The sequence below is a fragment of the Kordiimonas aquimaris genome (assembly GCF_025574485.1).
Taxonomy (GTDB): domain Bacteria; phylum Pseudomonadota; class Alphaproteobacteria; order Sphingomonadales; family Kordiimonadaceae; genus Kordiimonas; species Kordiimonas aquimaris.
Genome location: NZ_JAOBPO010000001.1, coordinates 870,327 through 895,982, shown reverse-complemented (window position 1 = coordinate 895,982; position 25,656 = coordinate 870,327). Strand labels below are relative to the sequence as shown.

General features: G+C 46.8%; 32 protein-coding genes. 20 read left to right on the top strand and 12 right to left on the bottom strand.

What is annotated here, in order from left to right:
* The first annotated feature begins 93 nt into the window (after window positions 1–93).
* From OEU88_RS04270 to OEU88_RS04260, 3 genes are read left to right on the top strand one after another with little or no spacing between them, the layout of a single operon-like run.
* A complete protein-coding gene (locus OEU88_RS04270) occupies window positions 94–675 on the top strand; it encodes a YqaA family protein (protein WP_262693869.1) in 582 nt (193 codons plus the stop codon).
* Window positions 676–679: 4 nt separating this feature from the next.
* Window positions 680–1,171 (top strand): disulfide bond formation protein B, encoded by a 492-nt coding sequence (locus tag OEU88_RS04265; RefSeq protein ID WP_262693868.1) that lies wholly within the window; start codon window positions 680–682, stop codon window positions 1,169–1,171.
* Between the two features lie 25 nt (window positions 1,172–1,196).
* The gene (locus tag OEU88_RS04260) at window positions 1,197–1,757 is read left to right on the top strand and encodes a demethoxyubiquinone hydroxylase family protein (protein WP_262693867.1); all 561 of its coding nucleotides are present in this window, start codon (window positions 1,197–1,199) and stop codon (window positions 1,755–1,757) included.
* 9 nt (window positions 1,758–1,766) lie between these two features.
* Here OEU88_RS04260 and OEU88_RS04255 read toward each other — a convergent pair whose 3' ends face one another.
* Together OEU88_RS04255 and OEU88_RS04250 are read right to left on the bottom strand one after the other, a co-directional pair.
* A complete protein-coding gene (locus tag OEU88_RS04255) occupies window positions 1,767–2,465 on the bottom strand; it encodes a VOC family protein (RefSeq protein WP_262693866.1) in 699 nt (232 codons plus the stop codon).
* Window positions 2,455–3,033: an HNH endonuclease gene (locus OEU88_RS04250; protein WP_262693865.1), complete on the bottom strand. Its 579-nt coding sequence runs from the start codon at window positions 3,031–3,033 to the stop codon at window positions 2,455–2,457. The genes OEU88_RS04255 and OEU88_RS04250 overlap by 11 nt, the downstream gene beginning before the upstream one ends.
* A 232-nt stretch (window positions 3,034–3,265) precedes the next feature.
* Between OEU88_RS04250 and gluQRS the strand changes: the two genes are divergently transcribed.
* Window positions 3,266–4,129 carry a tRNA glutamyl-Q(34) synthetase GluQRS gene (gluQRS, locus tag OEU88_RS04245; protein ID WP_262693864.1) on the top strand — a complete coding sequence of 288 codons (864 nt, stop codon included), beginning with the start codon at window positions 3,266–3,268 and terminating at the stop codon, window positions 4,127–4,129.
* Between the two features lie 29 nt (window positions 4,130–4,158).
* On the opposite strand, the gene OEU88_RS04240 is transcribed toward gluQRS, so the two are convergent.
* The gene (locus OEU88_RS04240) at window positions 4,159–5,142 is read right to left on the bottom strand and encodes a right-handed parallel beta-helix repeat-containing protein (RefSeq protein WP_262693863.1); all 984 of its coding nucleotides are present in this window, start codon (window positions 5,140–5,142) and stop codon (window positions 4,159–4,161) included.
* Between the two features lie 183 nt (window positions 5,143–5,325).
* On the opposite strand from OEU88_RS04240, the gene OEU88_RS04235 reads away from it, so the two are divergent.
* The 6 genes from OEU88_RS04235 (at window position 5,326) to OEU88_RS04210 (ending at window position 9,733) form a co-directional block, all read left to right on the top strand.
* A complete protein-coding gene (locus OEU88_RS04235; protein WP_262693862.1) occupies window positions 5,326–5,511 on the top strand; it encodes a twin transmembrane helix small protein in 186 nt (61 codons plus the stop codon).
* Window positions 5,512–5,526: 15 nt separating this feature from the next.
* Window positions 5,527–6,093: a cob(I)yrinic acid a,c-diamide adenosyltransferase gene (locus OEU88_RS04230; protein WP_262693861.1), complete on the top strand. Its 567-nt coding sequence runs from the start codon at window positions 5,527–5,529 to the stop codon at window positions 6,091–6,093.
* A 176-nt stretch (window positions 6,094–6,269) separates the two neighbouring features.
* Entirely contained in the window at window positions 6,270–7,016 is a 747-nt protein-coding gene (locus tag OEU88_RS04225) for an electron transfer flavoprotein subunit beta/FixA family protein (RefSeq protein ID WP_262693860.1), read from the top strand.
* Window positions 7,016–7,939: an electron transfer flavoprotein subunit alpha/FixB family protein gene (locus OEU88_RS04220; RefSeq protein ID WP_262693859.1), complete on the top strand. Its 924-nt coding sequence runs from the start codon at window positions 7,016–7,018 to the stop codon at window positions 7,937–7,939. The genes OEU88_RS04225 and OEU88_RS04220 overlap by 1 nt, the downstream gene beginning before the upstream one ends.
* 96 nt (window positions 7,940–8,035) lie before the next feature.
* Window positions 8,036–8,908, top strand: coding sequence for a 3-hydroxybutyryl-CoA dehydrogenase (locus OEU88_RS04215; protein WP_262693858.1), 873 nt, complete (start codon window positions 8,036–8,038; stop codon window positions 8,906–8,908).
* Between the two features lie 147 nt (window positions 8,909–9,055).
* The gene (locus tag OEU88_RS04210) at window positions 9,056–9,733 is read left to right on the top strand and encodes a glutathione S-transferase family protein (protein ID WP_262693857.1); all 678 of its coding nucleotides are present in this window, start codon (window positions 9,056–9,058) and stop codon (window positions 9,731–9,733) included.
* Between the two features lie 40 nt (window positions 9,734–9,773).
* Here OEU88_RS04210 and OEU88_RS04205 read toward each other — a convergent pair whose 3' ends face one another.
* Complete coding sequence (locus tag OEU88_RS04205) at window positions 9,774–10,349, bottom strand: TlpA disulfide reductase family protein (RefSeq protein ID WP_262693856.1); 576 nt, start codon at window positions 10,347–10,349, stop codon at window positions 9,774–9,776.
* Between the two features lie 105 nt (window positions 10,350–10,454).
* Between OEU88_RS04205 and argH the strand changes: the two genes are divergently transcribed.
* Genes argH through lysA form a run of 3 tightly spaced genes read left to right on the top strand, consistent with a single transcriptional unit; the run spans window position 10,455 to window position 13,285 of the window.
* Window positions 10,455–11,879, top strand: coding sequence for an argininosuccinate lyase (argH, locus tag OEU88_RS04200; RefSeq protein WP_262693855.1), 1,425 nt, complete (start codon window positions 10,455–10,457; stop codon window positions 11,877–11,879).
* A complete protein-coding gene (locus OEU88_RS04195) occupies window positions 11,876–12,001 on the top strand; it encodes a lipoprotein (protein ID WP_262693854.1) in 126 nt (41 codons plus the stop codon). Before argH ends, OEU88_RS04195 begins: the two co-directional genes overlap by 4 nt.
* Before the next feature lie 15 nt (window positions 12,002–12,016).
* Window positions 12,017–13,285: a diaminopimelate decarboxylase gene (gene lysA / locus OEU88_RS04190; RefSeq protein WP_262693853.1), complete on the top strand. Its 1,269-nt coding sequence runs from the start codon at window positions 12,017–12,019 to the stop codon at window positions 13,283–13,285.
* A 27-nt stretch (window positions 13,286–13,312) separates the two neighbouring features.
* On the opposite strand, the gene OEU88_RS04185 is transcribed toward lysA, so the two are convergent.
* Genes OEU88_RS04185 through OEU88_RS04175 form a run of 3 tightly spaced genes read right to left on the bottom strand, consistent with a single transcriptional unit; the run spans window position 13,313 to window position 15,341 of the window.
* Complete coding sequence (locus tag OEU88_RS04185) at window positions 13,313–13,717, bottom strand: response regulator (RefSeq protein WP_262693852.1); 405 nt, start codon at window positions 13,715–13,717, stop codon at window positions 13,313–13,315.
* 41 nt (window positions 13,718–13,758) lie between these two features.
* Window positions 13,759–14,313 (bottom strand): phosphoribosyltransferase, encoded by a 555-nt coding sequence (locus OEU88_RS04180; RefSeq protein ID WP_262693851.1) that lies wholly within the window; start codon window positions 14,311–14,313, stop codon window positions 13,759–13,761.
* The gene (locus tag OEU88_RS04175; protein ID WP_262693850.1) at window positions 14,310–15,341 is read right to left on the bottom strand and encodes a zinc-ribbon domain-containing protein; all 1,032 of its coding nucleotides are present in this window, start codon (window positions 15,339–15,341) and stop codon (window positions 14,310–14,312) included. The genes OEU88_RS04180 and OEU88_RS04175 overlap by 4 nt, the downstream gene beginning before the upstream one ends.
* A gap of 203 nt (window positions 15,342–15,544) precedes the next feature.
* On the opposite strand from OEU88_RS04175, the gene ftsE reads away from it, so the two are divergent.
* Genes ftsE through OEU88_RS04155 form a run of 4 tightly spaced genes read left to right on the top strand, consistent with a single transcriptional unit; the run spans window position 15,545 to window position 18,644 of the window.
* Window positions 15,545–16,222 (top strand): cell division ATP-binding protein FtsE, encoded by a 678-nt coding sequence (ftsE, locus tag OEU88_RS04170; RefSeq protein ID WP_262693849.1) that lies wholly within the window; start codon window positions 15,545–15,547, stop codon window positions 16,220–16,222.
* A 2-nt stretch (window positions 16,223–16,224) separates the two neighbouring features.
* Window positions 16,225–17,103: a cell division protein FtsX gene (locus OEU88_RS04165; protein ID WP_262693848.1), complete on the top strand. Its 879-nt coding sequence runs from the start codon at window positions 16,225–16,227 to the stop codon at window positions 17,101–17,103.
* A 9-nt stretch (window positions 17,104–17,112) separates the two neighbouring features.
* Complete coding sequence (locus OEU88_RS04160) at window positions 17,113–17,679, top strand: YdcF family protein (protein WP_262693847.1); 567 nt, start codon at window positions 17,113–17,115, stop codon at window positions 17,677–17,679.
* Between the two features lie 32 nt (window positions 17,680–17,711).
* On the top strand, window positions 17,712–18,644 hold the full coding sequence (locus OEU88_RS04155) for a DUF2125 domain-containing protein (RefSeq protein ID WP_262693846.1): 933 nt from the start codon (window positions 17,712–17,714) through the stop codon (window positions 18,642–18,644).
* Window positions 18,645–18,649: 5 nt separating this feature from the next.
* Here the strand turns inward: OEU88_RS04155 and OEU88_RS04150 are convergent, their stop codons facing one another.
* A complete protein-coding gene (locus OEU88_RS04150; protein ID WP_262693845.1) occupies window positions 18,650–19,582 on the bottom strand; it encodes a prephenate/arogenate dehydrogenase family protein in 933 nt (310 codons plus the stop codon).
* Window positions 19,579–20,673 carry a histidinol-phosphate transaminase gene (gene hisC / locus OEU88_RS04145; RefSeq protein WP_262693844.1) on the bottom strand — a complete coding sequence of 365 codons (1,095 nt, stop codon included), beginning with the start codon at window positions 20,671–20,673 and terminating at the stop codon, window positions 19,579–19,581. The genes OEU88_RS04150 and hisC overlap by 4 nt, the downstream gene beginning before the upstream one ends.
* Window positions 20,674–20,851: 178 nt before the next feature.
* Here hisC and metX point away from each other — a divergent pair, with 178 nt between their 5' ends.
* Window positions 20,852–22,003, top strand: coding sequence for a homoserine O-acetyltransferase MetX (metX, locus tag OEU88_RS04140; RefSeq protein ID WP_394805227.1), 1,152 nt, complete (start codon window positions 20,852–20,854; stop codon window positions 22,001–22,003).
* Window positions 22,000–22,638 carry a methionine biosynthesis protein MetW gene (metW, locus tag OEU88_RS04135; RefSeq protein WP_262693842.1) on the top strand — a complete coding sequence of 213 codons (639 nt, stop codon included), beginning with the start codon at window positions 22,000–22,002 and terminating at the stop codon, window positions 22,636–22,638. Before metX ends, metW begins: the two co-directional genes overlap by 4 nt.
* Before the next feature lie 12 nt (window positions 22,639–22,650).
* On the opposite strand, the gene rraA is transcribed toward metW, so the two are convergent.
* The 3 genes from rraA to OEU88_RS04120 form a co-directional block, all read right to left on the bottom strand.
* Window positions 22,651–23,151, bottom strand: coding sequence for a ribonuclease E activity regulator RraA (gene rraA, locus OEU88_RS04130; protein WP_262693841.1), 501 nt, complete (start codon window positions 23,149–23,151; stop codon window positions 22,651–22,653).
* Window positions 23,152–23,180: 29 nt separating this feature from the next.
* Window positions 23,181–23,390: an SMc00767 family acetate metabolism repressor gene (locus OEU88_RS04125; RefSeq protein ID WP_262693840.1), complete on the bottom strand. Its 210-nt coding sequence runs from the start codon at window positions 23,388–23,390 to the stop codon at window positions 23,181–23,183.
* Window positions 23,391–23,507: 117 nt separating this feature from the next.
* Window positions 23,508–24,266, bottom strand: a complete 759-nt coding sequence (locus tag OEU88_RS04120; protein WP_262693839.1) for a class I SAM-dependent methyltransferase — start codon at window positions 24,264–24,266, stop codon at window positions 23,508–23,510.
* A 106-nt stretch (window positions 24,267–24,372) separates the two neighbouring features.
* Here OEU88_RS04120 and OEU88_RS04115 point away from each other — a divergent pair, with 106 nt between their 5' ends.
* Entirely contained in the window at window positions 24,373–25,653 is a 1,281-nt protein-coding gene (locus OEU88_RS04115; RefSeq protein WP_262693838.1) for an MFS transporter, read from the top strand.
* The last annotated feature ends 3 nt before the right edge of the window (window positions 25,654–25,656 follow it).

Genomic DNA, 25,656 nt, shown 5'->3' with positions numbered 1-25,656 from the left:
AGAACAACGACCCAACACGCCGCCGTATCAATGTTTGTTCTCGCTCTCTGCATCTGTTAATCAGTTAATCTATTTTACCATGGGAGAACTTCGTTGCTGCAAAAGCTTTACGATTGGACCATTGAGAAAGCACAACGCCCTTCGTCTGAAAAATGGCTCGGTGCCATCTCATTCGCAGAATCAAGCTTCTTTCCCTTGCCCATAGACCTGATGCTTATCCCCATGATTTTGGCTAATCGCCTTAAGGCTTTTCGCCTGGCCACAATCACGCTCATCACCTCTGTTCTGGGCGGCATGGCAGGTTACGCCATTGGCGCACTTGCCTTTGGTGTTGTTGGACAGCCTATTATTAACTTTTACGGGTATGAAGAAGCATTTTCAGCCTTTCAAAGATATTATATTGATTATGGCATTCTTATTGTTCTGGTCGCCGGGTTTACACCGCTTCCCTTCAAAGTTGTCACGATCGCAAGCGGTGTCATTGGCATGAATCCATTTGTCTTTTTGCTCACCTCCATCCCGGCACGCGGCGCACGGTTTTATCTTGTTGCCGGCTTGCTATGGAAATTCGGCGACCCAATTCGTGAGTTTATTGAAAAACGTTTAGGACTTGTGCTAACCGCATTTATGGCGCTTGGTATTGCAGGGTTTATTGTCCTGAAGTTTATTGGATAGAGGTATGTTAAAAGCAATCATTAATAAAGCGAATGCCCAGCCTGTTTTATTTGCAGGGGTTGCTGCAGCAACCATTCTGGGAACTGCATTTGGATTTCAACTTGCGGGGTATCACCCTTGTGAAATGTGCTGGTGGCAGCGCTACCCTTATATGGTCATTATGGCAATTGCGCTTATTCACCAGATAGCGCCCCGCATCCCTCAAAAAATTATACTTCTCTTGTTAGCCATCGCTTTCGCTGTTGACGCAGGTATCGCAGGGTTTCATGTCGGCGTTGAACAACGCTGGTGGGAAGGGCTTACAACATGTTCAAGCTTTGTTAGTGTAACCGATGACGTAAACGCAGCGCTTGCCGCTATTATGGACGCACCGCTTATTCGCTGCGACGAAATAGCATGGTCCTTGTTTGGTATATCTATGGCAGGTTATAATTTCATTGCTGCATCAGTAATGACCGTTTTTTGCGTTAAGCGCATTAGTGGAAGCAGCAAATAAGCTTTATTGCCAGTCAGGATTACGCATGTCTGATCAAACAAAACCCACCAGACCATTGCCTGGTGACCGCTCGCAAGAGGCAGATACAGAGCGCATGGTACGTGTTGACCATGCCGGAGAGTTTGGTGCCGTACGTATTTATGCAGGCCAGCGGGCTGTTCTCGGTGACAATCATCCGAAGGCCGGACTGTTACGCCACATGCATGAACAGGAAAAAGCGCACCTTGATCGTTTTAATGCCATCGTCAATGAACGCCGCGTGCGGCCCACTTTGCTCGCGCCGTTCTGGGATATAGCAGGTTTTGCGCTGGGTGCAGGCACGGCGCTGATGGGTGAAAAGGCTGCTATGGCCTGTACACAAGCTGTGGAAGAAGTGATTGACGAACACTATGAGGAGCAACGCCAAAAGTTAAAAGGCAAAGACCCTGAACTAGAAGAAGTTATCCGCGAATTTCAGGCTGAAGAAGTCGAACATAAAAAGATAGCTGAAGCCCACGGTGCAGAAGAAGCTATTGGATACCCTGTATTATCGGCAACCATCAAAGCAGGTTGCCGTGCCGCCATTTGGCTTTCTAAACGCGTTTAGAAAGCTTGTTTATTTAAAAATGACGCGCCCTTTTGGCGTATTCAGCATCATCCATACACCTTTGCGGCCAGCAGGCTGCAATACGATAGGCAAACGTTCTTCCTCAACAATCTTCTTCAAGGTTCTAACACCGTCACCAGCAAGTGTAAGAGTCACTAATGAAGCGCCTTCAGGCGAAGTAGTTGCGGGGTGAGGTTCGCTTAACCAATTGATAACGAACTGAAATTTCCCAGGTCCAAGGTCAAGATCAACAAGACCTGCTGTGCGCCATGCAAGAGCAGACCCATCAGGTTTGATACGGCCACCTTCATTAATCGGTCCAAGGTTAATACCAAGCACTTTCATTGCCGTTTCACTGGTCTCACCTAGATTATAGCGGAAAGCAAAACCTGCAATATTGGGCTCAGCGTAACCACCAGCACGGTCACCAAGGTCGGCAAGGTTTGCACCTGCTTTTGGCCCAACAATTTCCATATATAGGCATGGTCCCAAAGATGCGAGGTAATTAGCGGTAACACCGTTCGTGTGTTCGCCGCCATACACAGGGTCAATGCCTGTGCGTTCACGGAAGTCCTGGACACCCACCTCAAGGTCGGGCACAGCCCATATAATGTGATCAAGCGCAATTGAAGCGCCGGAGCAAGATTGAGCCGAGGCATTATAAGAAAATAATGCCAGCATCACAGATATTATAAATTTAGCTTTCAAGTTCGATATCCCAATACAAATAATCACGCCAGCTTTCGTGCAGATAGTTTGGCGGAAACTGGCGCCCGTTAGCATTTAATTCATGAGTCGTCGGGCGCATTGGCTTGCGCCTTGGATACATGCTGGATTCTTTCGGTGTGCGGCCACCTTTGCGCAAATTACACGGTGAACAAGCAGCTGTAATATTAGTCCAGCTTGTCCGACCACCCTGACTGCGCGGAATAACATGATCAAACGTCAAGTCATCAGTAGAGCCACAGTACTGACACGTAAATTGGTCTCGCAAAAATAGGTTAAACCTTGTAAAGGCCGGGTATTCAGGCTGCCTGATGTAATCCTTGAGTGCTATTACACTAGGCAAGTTCATCGCGAGTGAGGGAGAATGAACACATGTGTCGTATTCAGAGACAATGTTCACTCGCTCTAAAAAAACCGCTTTCAACGCTGTCTGCCAATTCCAGATACTTAACGGATAATAACTAAGAGGCCGATAATCAGCATTAAGCACAAGAGCCGGACATGTTTCCGGCGATGACGCATGCATGTGGGGCGCAAAGGCAACACCCATTATGATCTCCCCTGATCACTGGAAGATGCACCGACAACTATCGTCGGTCACTTTCATCCCATAAGGGCTCTTCCGACATGTTCAAAATCAAGATACAGTGTTACATGCGTATGACAAGACCTTATATTGTATGTATATAAGGCGTTATCATACTCAAACGGTTATGTTTGGACGCATTCTAGCAATCAAAATGCACCTTTCTTTGCAGCAGTTGACGCTATAGGGTTTTACAATGGTCACAGAAAAAAACACTGCAGGTCATTTTGTAACCAGATTTGCCCCAAGCCCAACAGGCTTCCTTCACAAGGGGCATGCCTTTGCCGCGATGACAGCTTATCGGCGCGCTCAAAAGGAAAATGGTACCTTTTTGTTGCGCATTGAAGATATTGACCAAACCCGTTGCAAATCAGCGTTCGTAAATGCAATATATGAAGACTTATCCTGGCTCGGCCTAACCTGGCCTGAGCCTGTGCGCATTCAGTCGGAGCATTACGGCGATTATAAAAACGCCTTGGATCAACTGGAAAACCTTGGCCTTCTTTACCCTTGCTTCTGTACGCGAAAAGATATTCAGCGAGAGCTGAAAGCAGCACAATCGGCACCACACAGTATGGATGGGCCAGTTTATCCTGGCACATGCAAAAAACTGCCTAACAGCGAGATTAAGGCCAAGATTAGCGCTGGCAGGCCCTATGCAATAAGACTTAACTTGAAACGAGCATTATCTTATATCCAAGAGCCAATCGGATGGCATGACGAGATATACAATTACACATCTGCATCGCCAGACATATTGGGTGATATTGTGCTTGCCCGCAAAGATGTGCCAACAAGTTACCATCTTTCTGTCGTTGTTGATGATGCCTTGCAAAAAGTCAGTCACATTATACGCGGGGATGACCTATTGCATACCACACACATTCATGTGGTGTTGCAAAAACTGCTTGAGTTGCCCGCTCCCATCTATCATCACCATTCACTACTGCTTGATGACAAAGGCGAACGCCTAGCAAAGCGGATAGGTGCACCAAGCATACGGGATGACCGCGCCGCAGGAATTACTGCGCAGGAATACTTAAAAAGTATCGGGTTTTAACTAATAGCCTAGCAAAGCCGGGCGTTTAATTACTTCTGGGACAGGTCTATCTCTGGCAAAGCCGGTGCAGCAGGCCAATTCAAATCAGCTCGCTCATCAAAAAAGAAATTATTATCTGACCAGTCATAGGTTATACGGCCAACAACAACATTCCCGCGCGCTTGTGGTGTTGGCATGCCTTCACCTATATTGAAGAGCGTCGAACCACCTTCGCGGTCAGAAATGATGACGTTTTTCTCTAACTTAAAAGAATTTTCAGGATACTTTCTGCTCTCAGGGCCAAATGTTAACAGATGCCAATTAACAGTGTTAGCACCTTCTACAAGTAATGAATTTCGGACAATTACCTCACCACCGTCTGGTGCATCAATCAGATAACTGTCATCGCCCTCTAAAGAGGCTACGACTGTATTTTCAACAAGAGTAATTTCCGCTCTCGATTTTATGCCGTGGCCATTATTTTTGGAATTTAATATACGAGATCTACGTACAATCAGTTGTTTACCGCCGGTAATATACATACCATGCGCCTGCCCACCTTTACCATTATATTCAAAGATACTGTCCTCAATCAAAAGTTTATTAACTTTGTTCCAAGTGAGAATTCCATTTTCACTATGGGAAAAATCAACATCCTTGAGAGTTAGGTTAGCACTTTCCATCCTAACGCAGGCACCGTTTTTGCTACGCACCCGAATATTCTTACAAGCAATACTTTCTATGGTTACATTATCAGATTGAATGACAAAAGCCGCCTTGCCCTTAACGGCTACTCCATCAAAAACAACGCCCGGTGCACCAATGATAAGCACACCGTCATGGCCCTTTTTCAGCTCACCACCCTCTTTGTAGATACCTGGCTCAATGCGAATTGTACCGCCTGGCTTTACTGCATCAAAGGCATCCTGAAGCGTCGCCATCAAAACACCATCGGCATAGATCGCCTTACCTTGCGCAGATGCAGGCATCACGCTGAAACTAAGAAAAGTAAAAACCAATAAATATCGTAACATTTCTTATCTTCTCCAAACCATGCCGCGCATAAAGCAGTGAACTTGATAATGCCTAAACACACATTTTCATTAGTTAAGTGGTGAGGCACCTTGTCGCGCTTTTGCTTAACAGGGGCTTAATCATTGCCGACAATCATTTGAGCAGTATAGTAAGGCAAAATCATGATTCAAGAGAGTCTCAACATGAACGCATTATTTATTCTAGCCTTAATTTCCGCATTTGCCACACTTGCGGTGATGTTCACCGGTGCAATTGGCATGGCAAAAGGCGGCGATTTCAATAAAAAATACGGCAACAAACTCATGCAAGCGCGTGTTGGCCTTCAAGCCCTAACACTTGTACTACTTGTTCTTGCAGCAGCTGCATAAATGGCATCATTTTAAATGGTAAAGCTAACTAAAATATACACACGGGGCGGCGACAAAGGCCAAACATCGCTTGCTGATGGCAAACGACTCGATAAAGATGCACCGCGTGTCGCGGCATACGGTTCGGTCGATGAAACCAATGCCTGCATTGGCCTTGTGCGTTTAACAACCACCGGCGAGGTCGACAGCATGCTTTCCCGTATTCAAAATGATTTATTTGATGTTGGCGCAGATTTAGCAACGCCCGGTGACGATTTTGTTCCCGGTGAGATGACCTTGAGAGCAACAGAGTCTCAAGTGACACGGCTTGAAAACGAAATAGATGCCATGAATGCGCACCTTGAGCCTCTTACCAGCTTTATTCTACCCGGTGGCAGCAAAGAAAGTGCTTATCTGCATTTGGCTCGCACCGTTGCGCGCCGTGCTGAACGCGATACGATTACAGCCGCCAAACTGGAGCCGATAAATCCAAATGCAATAAAATATTTGAACCGGCTGTCAGACCACCTATTTGTTCTTTCACGGCATTTAAACAAAGACGGAGTTGACGATGTCTTGTGGGTGCCTGGTGCTAACCGATAAAGTCAGTGTAAATGTTGGCTGTAAAGCCTCTATTTTCTGGGTCTGGATTGACTCAGCATGACCGATCCGGTAACGCTGGCATCATACGAATTCAAGGGTTAACGTCATAGTGTCGTTAGCTCACATGACCAGGTTCTTAGAGCAAAACTCTAACAATAACTCGGGAGAGAAAACCCATGAAAATCATGGTGCCCGTCAAGCGGGTAGTTGATTACAACGTGAAAGTTCGCGTTAAATCAGACAATACAGGCGTAGAGCTCGCCAATGTCAAAATGTCGATGAACCCTTTTGATGAAATTGCTATTGAAGAAGCAATTCGCCTCAAGGAAGCTGGCAAGGCAGAAGAAATTATTGTTGTATCCATTGGCCCCAAAGCGGCTCAGGAAACAATCCGGACAGGTCTTGCAATGGGAGCTGATCGCGGTATCCTTGTTGAGCATGACGGTGAAGCTGAACCACTTGCAATTGCAAAAATTCTCAAGGCGATCGTTGCAGAAGAAAACCCCAACCTTGTCTTTCTGGGCAAACAGGCAATCGATGGTGATAACAACCAAACGGGTCAAATGCTTGCGCAACTACTTGGTTGGCCGCAAGGAACGTTTGCATCAGAAGTTGCTATGGGTGACGATACAGTAAATGTCACTCGTGAAATTGATGGTGGTCTTGAAACTGTTAAACTAAACATGCCTGCTATTGTTACTTCTGATCTGCGCCTTAATGAACCACGCTATGCCTCTCTTCCAAATATTATGAAGGCAAAACGTAAGCCCATTGATGAGAAAACCCCTGCGGACTACGGCGTTGATATGGCACCCCGCGTAACTGTACTTAAAGTTGAAGAACCACCAAAACGCGAAGCGGGCATCAAAGTAGAAAGTGTCGAGGAACTGGTTTCCAAACTTAAAGAAAAGGGAGTTATCTAATGACTGCTCTCGTAATTATTGAACATGATAACGCTTCAGTTAAAGACGCCACGCTTGCCGCAATTACAGCTGCTAAAGCATTCGGCGATGTACACGGCCTTGTTGCTGGTGCTGACTGCGATGCCGCAGCACAAGCAGCAGCAAGCATTGAGGGTGTAACCAAGGTTCTAGTCGCCGATGATGCCGCATATGCTCACCCACTTGCCGAAGAGCTCGCCGCTGTCGTCTTGTCGATCGCTGACAGCTACGATGCCATCATCGCGCCGGCAACAACAACTGGTAAAAACTTTATGCCGCGTGTTGCTGCTGCACTTGATGTCGCGCAAATCTCGGATATTGTTGAAGTCGTAAGCACTGACACTTTCAAGCGCCCCATTTATGCAGGGAACGCCATTGCAACTGTGCAATCAAGCGATGCCAAAAAGGTCATTACTGTGCGCGGCACCGCATTTGACAAAGCAGCAGCAGGCGGTACCGGTGTAGTTGAAGCGATCAGCGCAGCCGATAAAGTTGGCATATCTGAGTATGTTGGTGCAGAGCTTTCAAAATCTGACCGTCCAGAGCTTACATCTGCGAAAATCATCATTTCTGGTGGGCGCGGTATGGGGTCTGGCGAAAACTTCAGTATTATTGAAGCGGTAGCAGACAAACTCGGCGCTGCGGTCGGTGCATCACGTGCCGCTGTAGACGCAGGCTTTGTACCTAATGATTATCAAGTCGGGCAAACTGGTAAAATTGTTGCCCCTGAACTTTATATTGCTGTTGGCATCTCGGGTGCAATTCAACACCTAGCCGGCATGAAAGACAGTAAAATCATTGTTGCCATCAACAAAGATGAAGAAGCACCTATCTTCCAGGTAGCTGATTATGGCTTGGTCGCAGACCTGTTTGAAGCTGTACCAGCACTTGAAAAAGCGCTTTAAATAACAAACAATAGGGCGCCTTCATTTGGCGCCCTTTTTATATATACTAACACAGTTTAAAATTGCTGATTATCAGCAAACACAAGAGAACGAGATATGGTTGATACAATAGGCATTATCGGCGCAGGTCAGATGGGTAACGGCATAGCACATGTTTGTGCGCTAGCCGGTCTAAGCGTTATTTTAACCGATGTATCAATGGAGCAGGCCGAAAAAGGGCTCTCGGTTATAAAAGGAAATATGGAGCGGCAGGCAAGTAAGGGAAAAATAACAGATGCTGAACTGTCAGCTGCACTTTCGCGCATTTCCCTTAGCGACAACTTGTCAGCACACACCGCAAGTGACCTGGTCATTGAAGCTGCGGTTGAAAACGAAAGCATTAAAACCGCAATATTCAAAGACCTGTGTCCCCACTTGAAAGCAAACGCACTTATTGCGTCCAACACATCCTCCATATCAATTACACGCCTCGCCGCGAGCACAGACCGGCCTGACCGCTTCATGGGCGTTCACTTCATGAACCCGGTCCCTATCATGAAATTAGTGGAACTTATTCCCGGTATTGCAACATCAGATGAAACGTTCGAGAAATTTGCGGCCTTCACTGCAAAACTGGATAAAACCACCGCGGTATCTGAAGATTTCCCTGCCTTCATCGTAAACCGCATTTTGATGCCAATGATCAACGAAGGCATATACACATTATACGAGGGTGTCGGCAGTGTTGACGCGATAGATAATGCTATGATGCTGGGTGCCAATCATCCAATGGGACCGCTCACACTTGCCGATTTCATCGGTCTTGATACCTGCCTGTCGATCATGCAGGTACTGTATGATGGCCTTGCTGACAGCAAATACCGCCCTTGCCCGTTGCTGGTTAAATATGTTGAAGCTGGATGGCTTGGCCGCAAAACTGGTCGTGGATTTTATGATTACGGGGGAGATATCCCTGTACCGACACGTTGATTAAGTAACTACCTCAATTTCAAGATGTAACATCGCTAATGCCCTACGTTCAAACGGGAAATATTAGCGTGATGCACCAGTATTTCTGATTTGTTCATAACCTGTGCCAGTGATAGCTATCTAGCCTTCAACGCACAGGAGTGAGACATGTCAAACCTAAAGCTTTTTATCGGTAATAAAAATTATTCCACATGGTCAATGCGCGCATGGCTTGCTCTCAAGCACACGGGCATCGATTTTGAAGAAATCAAATTCAACCTCTACACACCGTCATCCAAAGTTGAACTCACCACACACACACCGGCAGGCTTGGTTCCGGCTCTTCAGCACAATGATATTAGCGTTTGGGATAGTCTTGCTATCATTGATTATTGTGCGCGTATTGCACCTGACAAGCTCTGGTGGCCTGAAGAAAATGCAGCATATGCTCTTGCGCGCAGTATGACAGCAGAAATGCACAGTGGGTTTATGGCTCTGCGCACACATGCATCGATGAATATACGCAGAAAATGGCAAAACCTGTCACTCAGTGATGCCGTTGAGCGCGACATTAGGCGCATTGAAGCCTTGTGGGATCAGGCACAAATTGAGCGCGGCGATAAAGGACCATTTTTGTTTGGTACCTTTTCCGCTGCTGACATGATGTTTGCACCCGTTGTCATGCGGTTTAATACATATGGCTTCAACATCAATGATAATGCAAAACGCTATGTGTCCGCCATGCTAGATCATACTTACATGAAAGAATGGATTACAGACGCATTAACCGAAACAGCCGAGATAGAAGCCGCCGAATACCCTGACGACCTCTCTCATATCGGCTAAGTATGATGCTCAAACAATGGTGGGATAGCGCTCAAGACTATTAGATGTCACCGTTTTTCAGGGCTTCAAACAATTCAAGCGCTTCTGGCTTGTCCCACGCTAGCGGGCCTAAAAACAGGGCTTGCACATTACCAGCTTTATCAACAACAAAACTGGTTGGCAGTGCACCTTCGGCAAGGTCAAATGCGATTTTCATTGTTGGCTCGGCATAAAGTGGCAGTCCTTCAACGCCCCATTCCTCAAGTGTTTCTCGCGCTTGTGGAATACCACCACGATCCACATTAATAGCAACAACTTCAAACGCGTCATCGCCGAGCTCTTTTTGAAGATTAGCCAGCTCTTTCATTTCCGCGCGGCAAGGCGCACACCACGGTGCCCAAAGGTTAATCAACATAGCTTTGCCGGCCATCTGAGATAATTTCTTGGGGTCACCATTTTCGCTCATAATAATATGATCTGAGAGCGTTTGCGGCGCCTCAGGTATTGTCAGCTGTGCCATTTCACCCTTCAAAAACGGTGTGATACCACCTTCCGGCGCTGGCTGCTCAAACAACATTAATCCCGCACCCGCGAGCAGCGCAACTAAAGCAATAACACTCAACATTGTCTTAGACATTAAATCACCCTTATCTCAATACACCGTGTGAATGGATTGAAAACCCAACCATAGCCACCTATAAGCGTGGCAGACCATAAAGAATAGCGTCAGAAAGACAAGCCAGTGACTCATCAAAAAAACGCGATAAACAAACAAACTGATACATCAAAAGGTCAAAGCATTTGGGGCGGACGATTTGGTGCTGGCCCATCTGCCGTGATGCGCGAAATTAATGCATCCATTCATTTTGACCAACGTATGTACCGTGAAGATATTGCTGGTTCAAAAGCACACGCGTCCATGCTGGCTAAGCAAGGCATCATTTCCGCAGAAGATTATACAGCAATTCACACCGGATTAGACCAAATCCAGACTGAAATTGCAGCAGGCAAAATGCATTTTGATCCTGCTCTTGAAGATATCCATATGCATATTGAGGCGCGGTTGCGTGAATTAGTCGGTGATGCTGGTGCTCGCTTACATACTGGCAGATCGAGAAATGATCAGGTAGCAACTGACTTTCGCCTCTGGACAAGAGGTGCCATAGATCAACTTGATAAATTATATATTGGGCTTGCAACTGCGCTATTGGATCAAGCTGAAAAGTATGCAGCGGCACCAATGCCCGGCTTCACGCATTTGCAAACGGCCCAACCAGTAACACTTGGTCACCATTTAATGGCATATTTTGAAATGTTTGCGCGTGACCGCGCGCGTTTGCAAGATTGCCGCAAGCGCCTTAATACAAGCCCCCTCGGCGCTGCGGCCCTTGCGGGCACCAGTTTTCCATTGGATAGACACGCTACAGCTGACGCGCTAGGGTTCGAAGAACCGATGGCAAACTCGCTCGACGCTGTATCTGCAAGAGATTTCGCTATCGAATTTCTGTCTGTACTTTCGATTGGTGCGATGCACTTGTCACGTCTCGCCGATGAAATTGTGTTGTGGGCCACATCAGCCTTCAATTTTCTTGAATTGTCAGACAGCTTTTCAACTGGCTCATCTATCATGCCGCAGAAGCGCAACCCTGATGCAGCCGAGTTAGTGCGTGCGAAGGTCGGGCGCATCGTCGGTGCACAAAATGGCTTGTTGATTGTTATGAAAGGCTTGCCCCTTGCTTACTCCAAGGACATGCAGGAAGATAAAGAACCTGTGTTTCAAGCCGTTGACGATTTTGAGTTATGCCTTGTTGCCATGACCGGCATGCTGGCTGATTTCAAGCCGAATTTAGAAAAGATGAAAAGCGCTGCCGGTGAAGGATATTCCACTGCAACAGACCTGGCCGATTGGCTTGTTCGTGTACTTAACCTGCCATTTCGCGACGCACATCACGTTACAGGCGCTATTGTTAAAACCGCCGAAGAACAAGGTTTGGCGTTAACTGATGTGCCATTGACCGCAATGCAAGCAATCGAGCCACGCATCACAGCGGATGTCTTTGATGTGCTGTCTGTTGAAGCATCTATTGCCAGCCGTGTATCTTATGGTGGTACTGCGCCTGATAATGTGCAAAGAGCAATTAAAGATGCAAGAAAGGTGCTTTCATGAAATTTATAATTAAAGCAATTATTGCCGCAACAATGGCCTGGAGTGTTTCAGCGTGCGGCGTTAAAGGTGATGTGAAACCACCTTCTTCAACCACATCAACTTCCAACTTTATTGCACGATAAAAGGCATATCGCCCAATGGATCATTTTAGTTATAAGAACGGTCAGATGTATGCCGAAGATGTAGCGCTGCAGGATATTGCAAGCGCTGTTGGCACACCCGTTTATGTTTATTCCACTGCCACACTTGTGCGGCATTATACTGTATTTTCTGAAGCTTTTAGTGGCCTTGACACGTTGATATGCTTTGCAGTTAAAGCCAACAGCAATCAAGCCGTTCTAGCAACCTTGGCTCAGCAAGGCGCTGGCGCAGATGTTGTTAGCGCAGGAGAGTTAGAGCGCGCACTCAGAGCAGGCATTCCGGCTGAAAAGATCGTATTTTCAGGTGTAGGTAAGAAGCCTTATGAAATGCGGGCAGCGATCACCGCTGGCATAAAACAGTTTAATGTCGAAAGCGAAGTAGAACTGGAAGCTTTAAACGCTGTAGCACAGGAAATGGATGTAATTGCGCCAGTTTCCGTTAGGGTCAACCCTGATGTAGACGCAAAAACACATCATAAGATTTCCACTGGAAAGTCAGAAAACAAGTTTGGTATTCCGTGGGCACGAACCGATGAAATTTATGAACGTATCGCGGCACTATCACACGTGTCCGCGACCGGCGTTGATGTGCACATAGGGTCACAGTTAACTGACCTCACCCCGTTTCGCACTGCCTTTGAAAAAGTAGTTGGTCTGGTCAAAAACCTACGCGCAAATGGGCACGATATTCGCCATATTGATCTAGGTGGCGGTCTCGGCATCCCATACGACCCTGAAGCAGAATCACCGCCTAGTCCAATTGCTTACGGCGCCATGATCAAGGAAGTACTGGCCGATTTGGAATGCTCCATAATAATGGAGCCCGGCAGGCTTATCGCTGGTAACGCTGGTGTACTAGTCAGTGAATTACTATACGACAAGAAAGGTGAGAATCGCAGATTCTACATTCTGGATGCTGCAATGAATGACCTGATTCGACCAGCTATGTACGATGCTTTCCATACAATCGTACCTGTCAAGGAACCTGATAACGCAGCAAAAATAACAGCCGATTTTGTAGGGCCTGTTTGTGAAAGCGGCGACACCTTCGCAAAAAACCGTGAAACATCACCGCTTGTGCCAGGAGACCTAGTGGCATTCAAGTCAGCTGGCGCATATGCAGCGGTCATGTCATTCACTTATAACAGCCGTGAGCTCGTACCTGAAGTTCTGGTTAATGGTGACAAGTATGCTGTTGTGCGCAAACGTCAAACACTTAACGATCTCATTGGGTTAGACAGTGTACCGGATTGGCTGAAAAGCTAGGCGCTTTTATTTTGATCAGAAGGGCGCTTATTTAGCGCCTTTCTTTACTTTTGCTTCAGATGATAAGGCCTTGTTCACTGCAGCAACCAATTGATCTTTATTGAATGGTTTCGCGAGTAATTCTTCAATTAAAACAGATAAGTTATGCGCACGCTGACTTTCGTTCGCATAACCTGTCATCAACACAATAGGCACATGCGGTCGCTCAGAGCGCACCTTCAATGCCAGTGAAATACCATCCATAATCGGCATCACAATATCAGTAATAAGCAAATCGAAGTGATGTGTGTTCATTAACTCAACAGCTTTGGCGCCGTCGGTGGCTTCTATGACACTATGGCCATGCAAAACCAACACGCGCGAAACAAACTCGCGCACAGAATCATCGTCTTCTGCAAGCAATACTTTTGCCACAACTTCTTCTCCCCCCATCAAGACTCCCCCGAGCCGACGATTATGGAAAGATACCTATATTAAGCGCGGCCCATTTTCCCAATAAAGGGCAGCTCACGATATCGATACGCTATGTCCATTCCGTAACCGATTACAAAAATATCAGGGCACTTAAAACCCACAAAATCCGGTTTCATATTAGTGTTGCGACCATCACTTTTGTCAAGCAATACAACACTCGTAACCGATTGAGCACCTAGTGACATATAATGCTCGTGAGCAAAAGAGAGCGTGCCACCATCATCATATATGTCGTCAATTAACAAAACATCCCGGCCTTTAACTGGCAAATTTGAAGCAGCTGTGAAGTTAGCTTCCTTTGTTGCCCGGTTTTTTTCAACCTGTATAAAGTCCATCTCCATCACACATCCACGCACAGACATGGCACGGGACAAATCAGCTGCAAACATCATAGCGCCGTTCATTAAAACCTGAGCCACAGGTTCTTCATCAAACCAACGCGTAAGACGACCCGCAAGGTCATCAACCTTGGCAACAATTTCGTCGGCAGTAAACACAGGCTCAATACCATGGTGTGCATCACCTGCCTTATTCCAATCAAAAAATGGGTTCATAATTTTGATTCAGCTTCATTGGTAGAACGTGTCCCTTCGAGAGAACGTACCTCTACCACATTTGCACCAGAAGGAATTGGGTACAGCATTGTTTCAAACTCAAGTTTGGACCGACGCCTTAGCACAAGGCCTTGCGGCGCATAGTTCCATTGCTCGATAACTGTACCGCGTCTATCTTTAACACTAATTTCTACCAAAGGTACATTAGCGGCCCTGTTTCCCGTGTTTTCTACAAAGCCTCGAATAACCAATTGCTGTTTGCCGTCAACCGTCTCAACACGTGTACGATCACCGTGCAATTTGGCGGTAACATAAACCTCTGTCTCAGTAATTGGCGGCGTTAAAGTTTCACCTTCTTCAGGCCGAAATCGGTCCGCATAATCAGCGCCAGAGAAAAACTCATACAGTTGAGTGCTAGCGGGAAACGCGCTTGTCAGTGTGTCTTTCATGAAAATTGGTACGAGCAAAACTGTTAGCCAGAAAATTAGCAACAAAGACCACCCTGCAGTTAAGAGCTTTCGCTTGCGCGCGGATGATTTTCTTTCTGCATCACGACGCAAATCACCGCGGCGGCGCGCAAGAATATCGTCTTCATCATCTTCAAGATAATCACTCTCAAAATCGTCATCTTCTATATCTTCCGGATAATCCTCAGAAATGCTGGTGTCCTGCTCACCGAAATCATCTTGAATGTTAACGTCATCACCATCGTCCGGAATATTTACTGCAACACCTTCATCGTAAAGATCATCCTCTACTGCAGGCGCAGGAGGTACTTCTTCTTCCACTACGGCGCGCCTTATAGCCGCCGCTTTTGCAGCCGCTCCGGCATCAACAACAGGAGGTTCATGCTGCTGCATTGCAGGGCGAACGGCAGTGCGTTTGGGGGCAGCAGGTTTTAACTCATTAGCCTTGGTCGCATGCCAGCTATTTTTACACTGTGCACAACGGACCCTGCGTCCTTCAGGCGGTATTGCACCGTCAGGAACATTAAATTTTGATTCACAAGTTGGACAAACAAGGATCATAGCGTGCACAAATTCCAGAAAAGCTGCATGTTTGGGCCTAAAGTTAGCCTGATTTAGTTAAGAAACTGTCTTCAAGCGAACTCTATAGGAAATCTGCTGAAAAACACAAGCATGCGCTTATTTTCACATCAGTATTTGCAAACTATGGACGCACAATGTCCCTTGTGCAATGGTACACATAATGATGAACAAGGCTGATGTGAATGATCACTTTTGAGAATGTAGGCATGCGATACGGCATGGGGGCTGAAATCCTTCAAGACGTTTCCTTTTCTCTCGAAAAAGGATCCTTTCATTTTCTGGTAGGCCCGTCTGGTGCTGGAAAAACAACACTCCTGAAATTACTATATCTAGCGCACCGCCCTTCTCGTGGTTTGGTAAACTTCTTCGGTAAAGACCTTGCAACTGTGGACCGAACAGAATTACCGCGCCTGAGGCGCCGTATCGGGATTGTGTTTCAAGACTTTCGTTTGTTTGATCACCTGACAACATTTGAAAATGTTGCCTTGCCGCTACGCATAAAAGGGGCAACAAAAAATCAGGTTGCCGATCATGTTGAAGAACTTCTGAGCTGGGTAGGCCTTGAGGACCGTATGCATGCCAAACCTGCAACATTGTCAGGTGGCGAAAAACAACGCGTTGCAATAGCGCGTGCTGTTATTAACAAACCTGACCTGTTGGTGGCAGACGAACCAACGGGAAATGTTGATCCGGAAATGTCCGAAAGACTTATGCATCTTTTTGTTGAATTAAACAAAATAGGTACAACAACAGTTGTTGCAACGCACGATAACACATTGGTAGAAGCCATCGGCGCACCGATATTAAGTTTGGATAAAGGCCAACTAAAATTGCCGAACAACGATAAAGCAGGGCACTGATCATGTGGGGTCGCACACTACAATTTTTACCAAATGCCAAAGACCGAGAAGGTTTATTGCCATGGGTGATTGGGGTCATGCTCTTTTTATGCACACTTGCTGTTGCCAGTGCATTTGCTATCAACAGTGGTGTTGCAAGGTGGAGTAGCGGGTTAACATCCAACATTACCGTGCAGATCATTGTGGCAGATGAAGCCGCACGCACCCAACAAACCGAAGCTGCTCTGAGGCTTCTGGAAGCAACACCCGGTATTGTTTCTGCTGAAATATTGGCTTCCTCCGAGGTCATGGCATTAGTATCACCATGGCTTGGTGACCTGCCCCTTGATGCTGGCCTTCCTGTACCTAACCTTATTGACATCACACTAGAGCCAGAAGCCAACATCAATATACAAGCCCTTGGTGAACGCCTCCGAGCAACAGCCGCAGGTGCTGTGATTGATGACCATCAGGCATGGCTCAGTCAGATTCTTGATTTGGCTACAATGATCCAAGTGATCATGACTGCTGTTGTGTTCATGGTCATTTTATCGACTATCGCGATCGTTATTTTTGGCTGTCGTGCAGGATTGGCAACACACGCAGATTCCATTGAAATAATGCACCTTATGGGCGCGGAAGACCGTGTCATTTGCCATGCATTTGACCTAAAATACCTGAAACACGGCCTTAAAGGCGGCATACTAGGTGTTGTTCTTGCCGGTATTACCTTGTGGCTGACCAGTAGTATTGCTACCGATCTGGGTGAAGGGCTTGTCTCTTCAGTGCTGCCTTCCAACAATGGAAACGTATGGCTGCTGCTTCTGCCACTAGCCGCCGCAGGCCTCACCACAATTACTGCACGACTGACTGTACATCGTGCTCTTCAGGATATGATGTAGGAGCCCGCGTTGACGCAAAACAAGATAATGCGCGCGCGAACAGTACTTACAGCAGCTGCTGTAATCATAGGCTTATGGGCATTAGGGCTGTTGCTTTTTATTAACTCAGCACAAACACCTAAAACAACCGAAGACAAAAGCAGCACAAATACAACTGGAATTGCTGTTTTAACCGGAGGTTCAGGGCGCCTGGAGACCGGTTTACAATTACTTTCAAACGATAAAGCGCAACGCCTTTTGATTTCCGGTGTTCACACATCTGTAACCATAGATGATCTTATTCGTTTATCTGGTGTAGAGGCAGAAATATTTAACTGTTGTGTCGATATAGACCGTGCATCAACAAACACTATTGAGAATGCAGTAGCATCTGCTTCGTGGGTGCAAAAAAATAATTATACGACACTTTATCTTGTAACATCAGCTTATCATATGCCACGAAGCCTTATGTTGTTTGAATCAAAAATGCCCGAGATCACAGTTATCCCCATTTATGTTTCAACCTCTTTGTCATTTTCTGCCATTATTGTTGAATATAACAAATACCTATTCACGTCCGCGCGTCTATTCTTATAAGCACGGCATTATCATAATACCCAGAGGCTACAATGAACCCTGCTCTCAAATTTAAAGCTGTTATTGGCACATTAGTATTGCTGATTATTGGCTATTCCGGCCTTTGGTATACGTCTGCCTTTAAGGCACAAAAGGACATGACCGCTACATTAAGCATGTGGCGGGACAGCGGTCTCGTGGTTGAGCATAAATCTGTTGAATTATCAGGATTTCCCTACAGATTTGTCCTCACTATTCCTGATGTTTTAGTGGGAACTCGAGAAGATGGCCTCATCTTCGACAGCCAATCCGTCACGTTAATATCTCACCTTTGGACACCCGATCACTGGATTGCAGAAGCAACCAATACACGCATAAGCCTTGCAAGTGGTGCTGCTGTATTTGAAGAAGGTTTTATGCAGGCAAGCTACCGTATACACGGCGGTGATAAGCTGGTTATCAAAGTTGATTCTGCCGGTAGCAATGACTTCAACTGGATTAACAAAACCAACCTGCCAGAACCTGATGCCTGGACATTACTGTTGGGGTTTGACGAGAGTGAAACGGAAAGCAAGTCTGGCCTTTATGAAAAAAGAACTCTCGAATTTAAGTTTTACGGTGAGAAAAACGGCGACACAATTGATGTTACCGGCGGCATCAGTGGCCCACCAGTGCGTGATTGGACGCCTTCACAACTTGCCGTTTGGCGCGACGAAGGTGGGTTGCTCGCTATTGATAACCTTGTTTGGCAAGCAGCAAACATGAACCTGAAAATGAACGGAGACATCACTCTAGATGAGATTTTTCGTCCGCTTGGCAGCGCATCTGTTGTTATTAATGACTGGGATACATTTACTAAACTGGCCCCGCGTATTGGGCTACTTCCTGAAGAAATTGCACCTGATCAAACATCATTAACTCTGCAAAATGGACTTATACAGCTAGGTGATCAAACTATCGGCAGAGCCACGCCACTGTTTAAATAAATCAACTAATGCTTACGGCCAAAGTCAGGTGCATTTTCATCCTGTCCCGCATCAATAATGCTACGGCGAATTTCGCGTGTACGCGAAAATAACTCAAACAGTGCGTCCCCGTCTTCCCAGCGAATGGCACGCTGAAGGGCAGTTAAGTCTTCACTAAACCGACCCAGCATTTCAAGTACAGCTTCCTTGTTGTTAAGAAAAACATCACGCCACATAGTTGGATCAGAAGCAGCAATCCGTGTAAAATCGCGAAAGCCTCCCGCTGAATACTTGATCACCTCGGAACGTGTGACAGTTTCAAGGTCATTAGCCGTACCCACAATATTGTATGCGATCAAATGAGGTACATGGGACGTAATGGCCAACACCAAATCGTGATGCGGTGCAGACATAACCTCAACTGTACTGCCCAGCTGCTCCCAAAATGCTTTCAATGTGCTGCACGCAGCGGCGTCCACGCCATCAGGCGGCGTCAAAATACACCACCGCCCATCAAAAAGACTGGCAAAACCTGCTGATGGTCCCGACTTTTCAGTCCCTGCCACTGGATGCCCCGGGATAAGATGCACATGATCCGATATTATCGGCGCAAGAGCCAGCAAGACGCTGTTTTTTACAGAGCCAACATCACTGACAATTGAGCCGCTCTTCAGATGCGCGGCAATATACTCGCCTACTGACGCCATAGCCCCAACTGGTACAGCCAGAATCACCAGATCTGCATCCTGCACCGCCTCACCAGCATCATCAAAATACCCATCTGCAATAGCCAAGGCTTGCGCTTCATCCAACACAGCCTTGTTCTGGTCAGCAATGATTATAGACTTCGCGGCACAATATTGCTTTGCGGCTCGTGCAACCGATGACCCAATTAACCCAGCACCTATTATGACAAGCTTATCGACAACTGCCGCCTTGCTATTTGCTATATCATTCATTGCGGTGATCCATTCATAAATTCAGTCAAAATAGCAATGACCGCATTATTCTGCTCCGCCGTGCCCACAGATATACGCAAGTGATCAGGCAAGACAGATAGTGCCCGCACGATATAGCCATGCTCATTTAAAAATTGGTTTGCAAGATTGGCCGTCTTGTCGCCTTCAGCAGGAAAACCAACCAATATAAAGTTCGCCTGGCTAGTTACAACATCAAGCCCCAACGCAGTTAGGCCCGCAGTCATGGCAGCGCGCCATTCATCATTAAAGGCAACAGATGCGCGCAAATGATCCTCATCCTGCACAGCTGCTGCAGCAGCTGGTTGCGCCGAGACACTGACATTAAAAGGCATGCGAATACGGTTCAACATGTCAACGATACGCCGTGGACCATACGCCCAACCTACACGCAAGCCTGCCAAAGCATACATTTTTGAAAAGGTACGCGTCATAACTACATTCTCGGCGCGTTCCACAAGCCTTTCGCCAGCGCAATAGTCTTTTGCCGTGACACATTCAGCGTATGCACCATCCAGAACGAGGAGAACATCTTGCGGCAACCCTGCGTGTAACCGTTCTATTTCACGCTCACAAAGATAAGCACCTGTCGGATTATTAGGATTATCAACAAAAACAAGCTTTGTATCTTCACTAACTGCGGCCAGTATACCGTCAACATCAGCGGCCCAATTTTTATTAGGCACTGCAACACCTGTGGCACCAACAGCCTCTGTTTGGACAGGATAAAGTGAAAATCCATATTCCGAGTATATAATCTCGTCACCAGGGCCAGTGTAGGCGTGGATAAGCAAGGTTAAAATATCACCAGACCCTGTACCACAAATCAAACGGTCCGCATCAAGCTTGTAAACGTCTGCAATAGCGTGGCGCAATTTATCTGAACCACCCTCAGGGTAACGGAGCATGGTTTCCGCCGCATCTGCAAATGCCTGTACTGCTTTAGGGCTGGGACCATAAGCGCATTCATTTGAAGACAATTTGACCGGGTTTTTAACACCTGACACTGATGATTTGCCTGGCACATAGGGTGCCATATCAGCAATCCAATCGTGCGCTTTAGGACCAGACATGTCTGTCTCCATTATAAAATGCATAAATTACTGCCGTTAAACCTGCGTGAAAGCCGCAGTAAACGCCCGCATACAATTAGACGCCGAGAAAGGCAAAGGCAAAGGAAAGTTTGTCTTGGTTGACAAGTTGCCGCCGGAAGGGTTTTCTGAGCGCCTCAATAGCGCCGGAGCCGTTCACGTGATCAACCCTAACAGCAATCGTCTTACTCTGTTTAAAGACAAGCCCTTAACGCTTGATGGCGGCGCAGAACTTTCACCTGTGGACGTCGCCTTTGAAACATATGGCACTTTGAATGCCGAAGCCTCAAATGCAGTACTCATTTGTCATGCTCTTACCGGTGATCAATATGTCGCGAGCGCACATCCAATCACCGGTAAGCCCGGGTGGTGGGGGCGTTTAGTAGGGCCCGGTAAGCTGATTGATACTGACAAATATTTTGTTGTTTGCTCCAATGTGCTTGGCAGTTGCCTGGGCACCACAGGGCCAGCTTCTGTTAACCCTGAAACCAACAAATCATGGGGTATTGATTTTCCCGTTATTACCATCCGTGACATGGTTAAAGTACAAGCCGCATTAATCAAAGAACTCAACATTGATCGCTTATTGATGGTGATAGGTGGTTCCATGGGCGGCATGCAAGTTCTGGAGTGGCTAACAACATACCCTGAAAGATTGCACAGTGCTGTTGTCATTGCCTCTGCCGCAAGACATACAGCACAAAATATTGCGTTCCATGAAGTAGGCCGTCAAGCAGTGATGGCAGACCCGAACTGGTCCACCGGCGCATATTATGAACATGATGAAAAGCCTGCCAAAGGTCTTTCTGTTGCACGCATGACAGCGCATATAACTTATCTGTCTGAGGATGCATTAACCAAAAAGTTTGGCAGAAACCTGCAAGAACGTGACACGGTAACCTTCGGTTTCGATGCTGACTTTCAGGTAGAGAGCTACCTTCGTCATCAAGGCTCCACGTTTGTGGATCGTTTCGATGCCAATAGTTATCTCTATATTACACGCGCAATGGATTATCTGGACATACCGGGACGATACAACGGGCGCCTTGCAGATGCGTTCACAGGTGCAACACATGTCAGGTGCTGTGTCATTAGCTTCACCTCCGACTGGTTATACCCAACTATAGAAAATAAACGAATCGTCCACGCACTCAACGCTGCTGGTGTGCCTGTTAGCTTTGCAGAAATTCAATCCGCGCACGGCCATGATGCCTTCTTATTGGAAGCACCTGAGATGGACGCTATGCTAACGGGTTTTCTCGACTCGGCTGCCAAATCATATGCACCTTTGCCAAAAGGAGCAAAATCATGACGGATTATAGTAAACCCGAGAACACACTCAGGCCTGACCTCAAGCTTATTGCAGATCTTATAGAATCCGATAGCCGTGTCCTTGATGTAGGCTGCGCTGATGGCAGCTTATTGTCTTTTCTGGTGCACCATAAAAACATTGACGGACGAGGCATAGAAATCAGCCAGGGCGGTGTAAATGCCTGTGTTGCAAAAGGGCTGTTTGCCATTCAAGGGGACGCTGACAACGACTTGAGTGAATATCCTGACGGTAGTTTTGATTATGTTATTCTTTCACGCACACTACAAGCTGTCCATCGCCCCAAAAATGTCTTGCTCGAATTATTGCGCATCGGCAAGAAAGCAATTGTAACCATTCCAAACTTTGGGCAATGGCGCGTACGCCTAAGCCTGATGACACGCGGTCGCATGCCGGTTACGCGCACACTTAAAAAGACCTGGTACAATACAGATAACATCCATTTCTGTACCATATTGGACTTGTTTGATTTGATGCATCAGGAAGGTATTAAAGTGCGCGAATTTGTGCCGCACTCAAAAGCGGGCAAACGTTTGCAAATGGGGCCTGCACGCGCAAATCTATTTGCAGACCAAGGTTTATTTTTAATTGAACCAGGCGAAACCAGCGCCAAATAATAGTCACTCTTGCTAGAGTGACGGCAGTTCGCGGCACACAACAACGCCGTCACCGTCTGCAATAACCCAGTCACCGGGGTAAATAAGAATACCGCCTATTGTCACAACCGCATCTATTTCGCCGCGATTTTGCTTTTCACTACGACGCGGACAGGTACCAATGGCCTTAATACCTATATCCTCACGATATAGTTCATGCACATCGCGTACGCAGGCGTTCAGTATAACCCCGGCCCAGCCATTTCCAGCAGCCATTGCAGCCAGATTTCCACCCAGCAAGGCTGACCGTTCGCTGGCACGACCATCTACAACGATGACGCGCCCTTCGCCCGGTGTGCCAACCAATTCTTTTAGCTTCGTATTGTCATCTAATGTGCGAAGTGTAACAGCAGGCCCAGCAAAATCCAGCCTGCCGCCATAATCATTGAGTGAAAGATCAAGCACAAGCGCATCCACACCTTTAGCATCGCAAACATCTGCAGTTGCAAGTTTTGGTGTTGGTATATCGCGCATGAAACTGTTCTCCCGCGGAAAGGGCCGCGTTAACTTTGCTTATGAATAATAGGAACCAGCATGTCGCCCCATGCACCAGCTTCGTCGTGGTAACGAGATGCGCGCATCAATTCAACAGTTACTCCCTGCCCCACAGCACTAATAACGGCGTCATTCAAACGGTGTAACGCATTGGCAACCTGACGTATTGCCATTTCTTGATTTTCAGCCATTTTGGTTTCTTTTGGGGCATCACTCATTTCGATAAACTCCGGATCAAATAATACGTTAATTTCAATAGATCAATTTTGTAATTTTATGACACAAGTGCCAAGCATGAAGCAATTATAATACAACATCAGCGCGCGAATAAAGAGCTATTCTGCGTCTTTTTTATCACGGAGGTCTTTCTGAAAACCAGTTAACACCGGCTGTGTTCGTGGTTGTATATATTGCTTCGGTAACGCCCCATATACCTGCTTGCGTGCAGAAACGATAAGGGCGCCACCCATATTTTTACCAAGCGCGTGCATAGTACGCTCTGTTATCCGCATCATTTTTCCCACACCCGGCCATCTAAACGGCGGCAACATCAAAGCGGTATCCCACGTCTCCGGTGGCAGCATTTGTTCTTTCATCAAGTTGTATATCTGACTCCGAGAATACGGACGACCATGTCCAAATGGTGTTGTATCAAGGGCAGACCAAGTGCGCCGACGGTTAGGTGTCACAACAACCACTTGCCCGCCAGGTGCCAATACCCGCCAAATCTCACGGAAAAAATGTGCCGGTCGGTGTGTATGCTCAAGTGCATGAACCACCAACAAGCGCTCTACAGCTGAGTCCGCAAGCGGCAGATGATATTCATCAACAAGAGTTGTTGCATTATTCTGCATACTCGGCCAATGGCACACACCTTGTGCCGCAGGCATCAAAGCAAAGGTTTTTTGCGGGTTCTCATCATCATTAGAAACAGCAAGGCGGTCTAGATAAGGCAACGCAAACCCTAAGCCGTATGTGGTAGCGTTGGGCCGAATCGACCAAAGCGTACTAATGCGCGCATGGATAAGTTCACAAACAGCATTGCCGATAGCGCTCTCATAAAACCTGTGTAATGTTAAAACATCAGGACGCACCTTGATTCCTTATCATTTACAGCCTACCTAACTAACCGCGTAGTAACCTTTAACTAACGCACATCTGGAATTAAGACTGACACAGATCGCTTTCTCCCTCAATACAGTGGTAAACAAAGCGCGATTTTCAAGGACCGCCATTATGCCTGTTATACTGCTGGCAATTTTTATCGACCTCGTCGGATTTGGTATGATCTTGCCGATCCTGCCTTTCATTGCGCAAACATATGGCGGTGACAGCATCACCATTGCCGGGATTATGTCTATCTATGCTTTTACGGCCTTCACTATTGGACCTGTTTGGGGGAAATTATCCGACAGAATTGGCAGAAAGCCAGCTCTTGCAATTACGTTTCTCGGAGCAGCGCTTGCATATTTAATGTTGGCTCTATCAACAAGTTTATGGATGATATTTGTGGCAAGAGCGATATCAGGGGCTATGTCCGGCAACATCGGTATCGTCATGGCATCAATGGCAGATATCACTGATGAAAGTAACCGCGGCAAAGCAATGGGACGTATTGGTGCCGCTTTTGGTTTAGGTTTCGCATTCGGGCCTGGAATAGGTGGTTACCTCAGCACAATTGGTGGTGAAACGTCCATCTTTTGGCCCGGCCTTGCAGCAAGCGTGCTTTCTCTTATTGCATTGATACTAACGGCCATTTATGTGCAGGAAACAAACCCGAGCAAAAGCAAAAACGTGGTAGATAACATTGAAGCCGGTTTACCGGAGATCGGGCAGCAATCCGAATTTCATGCTCAACCGGAACCACAAAAAACAAAACCTCAATGGCGGGAAATAATTTCAGCCCCTGAGCGTGCACCTTTATTTGCTATGTTCATTATTGCCGCAGTTGGTCAAAGCATTAGCTTTCTAATCGTACCTTTATGGCTGGATACCACGCTTGGATGGACAGCAAGAGAGGTTGGCTTCTTGATGATGGCTGCTGGTGTTTTCGTTTTCATACAGCAACTGTGGACCGTGGGACCAATGTTCAAGGCATTCGGCGAAGTAAAATCACTTCAATATTGTGCTGTTGTTCACATTACCGGCTGCTTAATCGTTATATTTGGACCGCCATCAAGTATTACGGCAATCATTGGATTCCCGCTTGTTTTGGGTGCTCTCGCCATGAGCTATCCAGCGCTTAACAGCCTACTGTCACAGCGAACACAAAAGGAACGGCAAGGCGCGGCACTTGGTCTGTCAAACGGGTTTGGTGCTCTAGGGCGCGTTATGGGGCCTCTAATCGGTGGCCTTTTGTTCAGCGCGACAACAACTTATTTGCCATTCGTTGTCGTAATATCAATCGGGCTTATTGCATTCACTTGGGCATGGTGGGAAAACCGTAGAAGACCACATCTCCATTCAAAACGAGCCGTATAGAAA

Coding starts and splice junctions, on each gene's coding strand:
- OEU88_RS04265 (WP_262693868.1), top strand. CDS start 680: ATGTTAAAAGCAATCATTAATAAAGCGAATGCCCAGCCTGTTTTATTT.
- OEU88_RS04260 (WP_262693867.1), top strand. CDS start 1,197: ATGTCTGATCAAACAAAACCCACCAGACCATTGCCTGGTGACCGCTCG.
- OEU88_RS04250 (WP_262693865.1), bottom strand. CDS start 3,033: ATGGGTGTTGCCTTTGCGCCCCACATGCATGCGTCATCGCCGGAAACA.
- gluQRS (WP_262693864.1), top strand. CDS start 3,266: ATGGTCACAGAAAAAAACACTGCAGGTCATTTTGTAACCAGATTTGCC.
- OEU88_RS04240 (WP_262693863.1), bottom strand. CDS start 5,142: ATGTTACGATATTTATTGGTTTTTACTTTTCTTAGTTTCAGCGTGATG.
- OEU88_RS04235 (WP_262693862.1), top strand. CDS start 5,326: ATGAACGCATTATTTATTCTAGCCTTAATTTCCGCATTTGCCACACTT.
- OEU88_RS04230 (WP_262693861.1), top strand. CDS start 5,527: ATGGTAAAGCTAACTAAAATATACACACGGGGCGGCGACAAAGGCCAA.
- OEU88_RS04225 (WP_262693860.1), top strand. CDS start 6,270: ATGAAAATCATGGTGCCCGTCAAGCGGGTAGTTGATTACAACGTGAAA.
- OEU88_RS04220 (WP_262693859.1), top strand. CDS start 7,016: ATGACTGCTCTCGTAATTATTGAACATGATAACGCTTCAGTTAAAGAC.
- OEU88_RS04215 (WP_262693858.1), top strand. CDS start 8,036: ATGGTTGATACAATAGGCATTATCGGCGCAGGTCAGATGGGTAACGGC.
- OEU88_RS04210 (WP_262693857.1), top strand. CDS start 9,056: ATGTCAAACCTAAAGCTTTTTATCGGTAATAAAAATTATTCCACATGG.
- OEU88_RS04205 (WP_262693856.1), bottom strand. CDS start 10,349: ATGTCTAAGACAATGTTGAGTGTTATTGCTTTAGTTGCGCTGCTCGCG.
- OEU88_RS04195 (WP_262693854.1), top strand. CDS start 11,876: ATGAAATTTATAATTAAAGCAATTATTGCCGCAACAATGGCCTGGAGT.
- lysA (WP_262693853.1), top strand. CDS start 12,017: ATGGATCATTTTAGTTATAAGAACGGTCAGATGTATGCCGAAGATGTA.
- OEU88_RS04185 (WP_262693852.1), bottom strand. CDS start 13,717: ATGGGGGGAGAAGAAGTTGTGGCAAAAGTATTGCTTGCAGAAGACGAT.
- OEU88_RS04180 (WP_262693851.1), bottom strand. CDS start 14,313: ATGAACCCATTTTTTGATTGGAATAAGGCAGGTGATGCACACCATGGT.
- OEU88_RS04175 (WP_262693850.1), bottom strand. CDS start 15,341: ATGATCCTTGTTTGTCCAACTTGTGAATCAAAATTTAATGTTCCTGAC.
- ftsE (WP_262693849.1), top strand. CDS start 15,545: ATGATCACTTTTGAGAATGTAGGCATGCGATACGGCATGGGGGCTGAA.
- OEU88_RS04165 (WP_262693848.1), top strand. CDS start 16,225: ATGTGGGGTCGCACACTACAATTTTTACCAAATGCCAAAGACCGAGAA.
- OEU88_RS04155 (WP_262693846.1), top strand. CDS start 17,712: ATGAACCCTGCTCTCAAATTTAAAGCTGTTATTGGCACATTAGTATTG.
- OEU88_RS04150 (WP_262693845.1), bottom strand. CDS start 19,582: ATGAATGATATAGCAAATAGCAAGGCGGCAGTTGTCGATAAGCTTGTC.
- hisC (WP_262693844.1), bottom strand. CDS start 20,673: ATGTCTGGTCCTAAAGCGCACGATTGGATTGCTGATATGGCACCCTAT.
- metW (WP_262693842.1), top strand. CDS start 22,000: ATGACGGATTATAGTAAACCCGAGAACACACTCAGGCCTGACCTCAAG.
- rraA (WP_262693841.1), bottom strand. CDS start 23,151: ATGCGCGATATACCAACACCAAAACTTGCAACTGCAGATGTTTGCGAT.
- OEU88_RS04125 (WP_262693840.1), bottom strand. CDS start 23,390: ATGAGTGATGCCCCAAAAGAAACCAAAATGGCTGAAAATCAAGAAATG.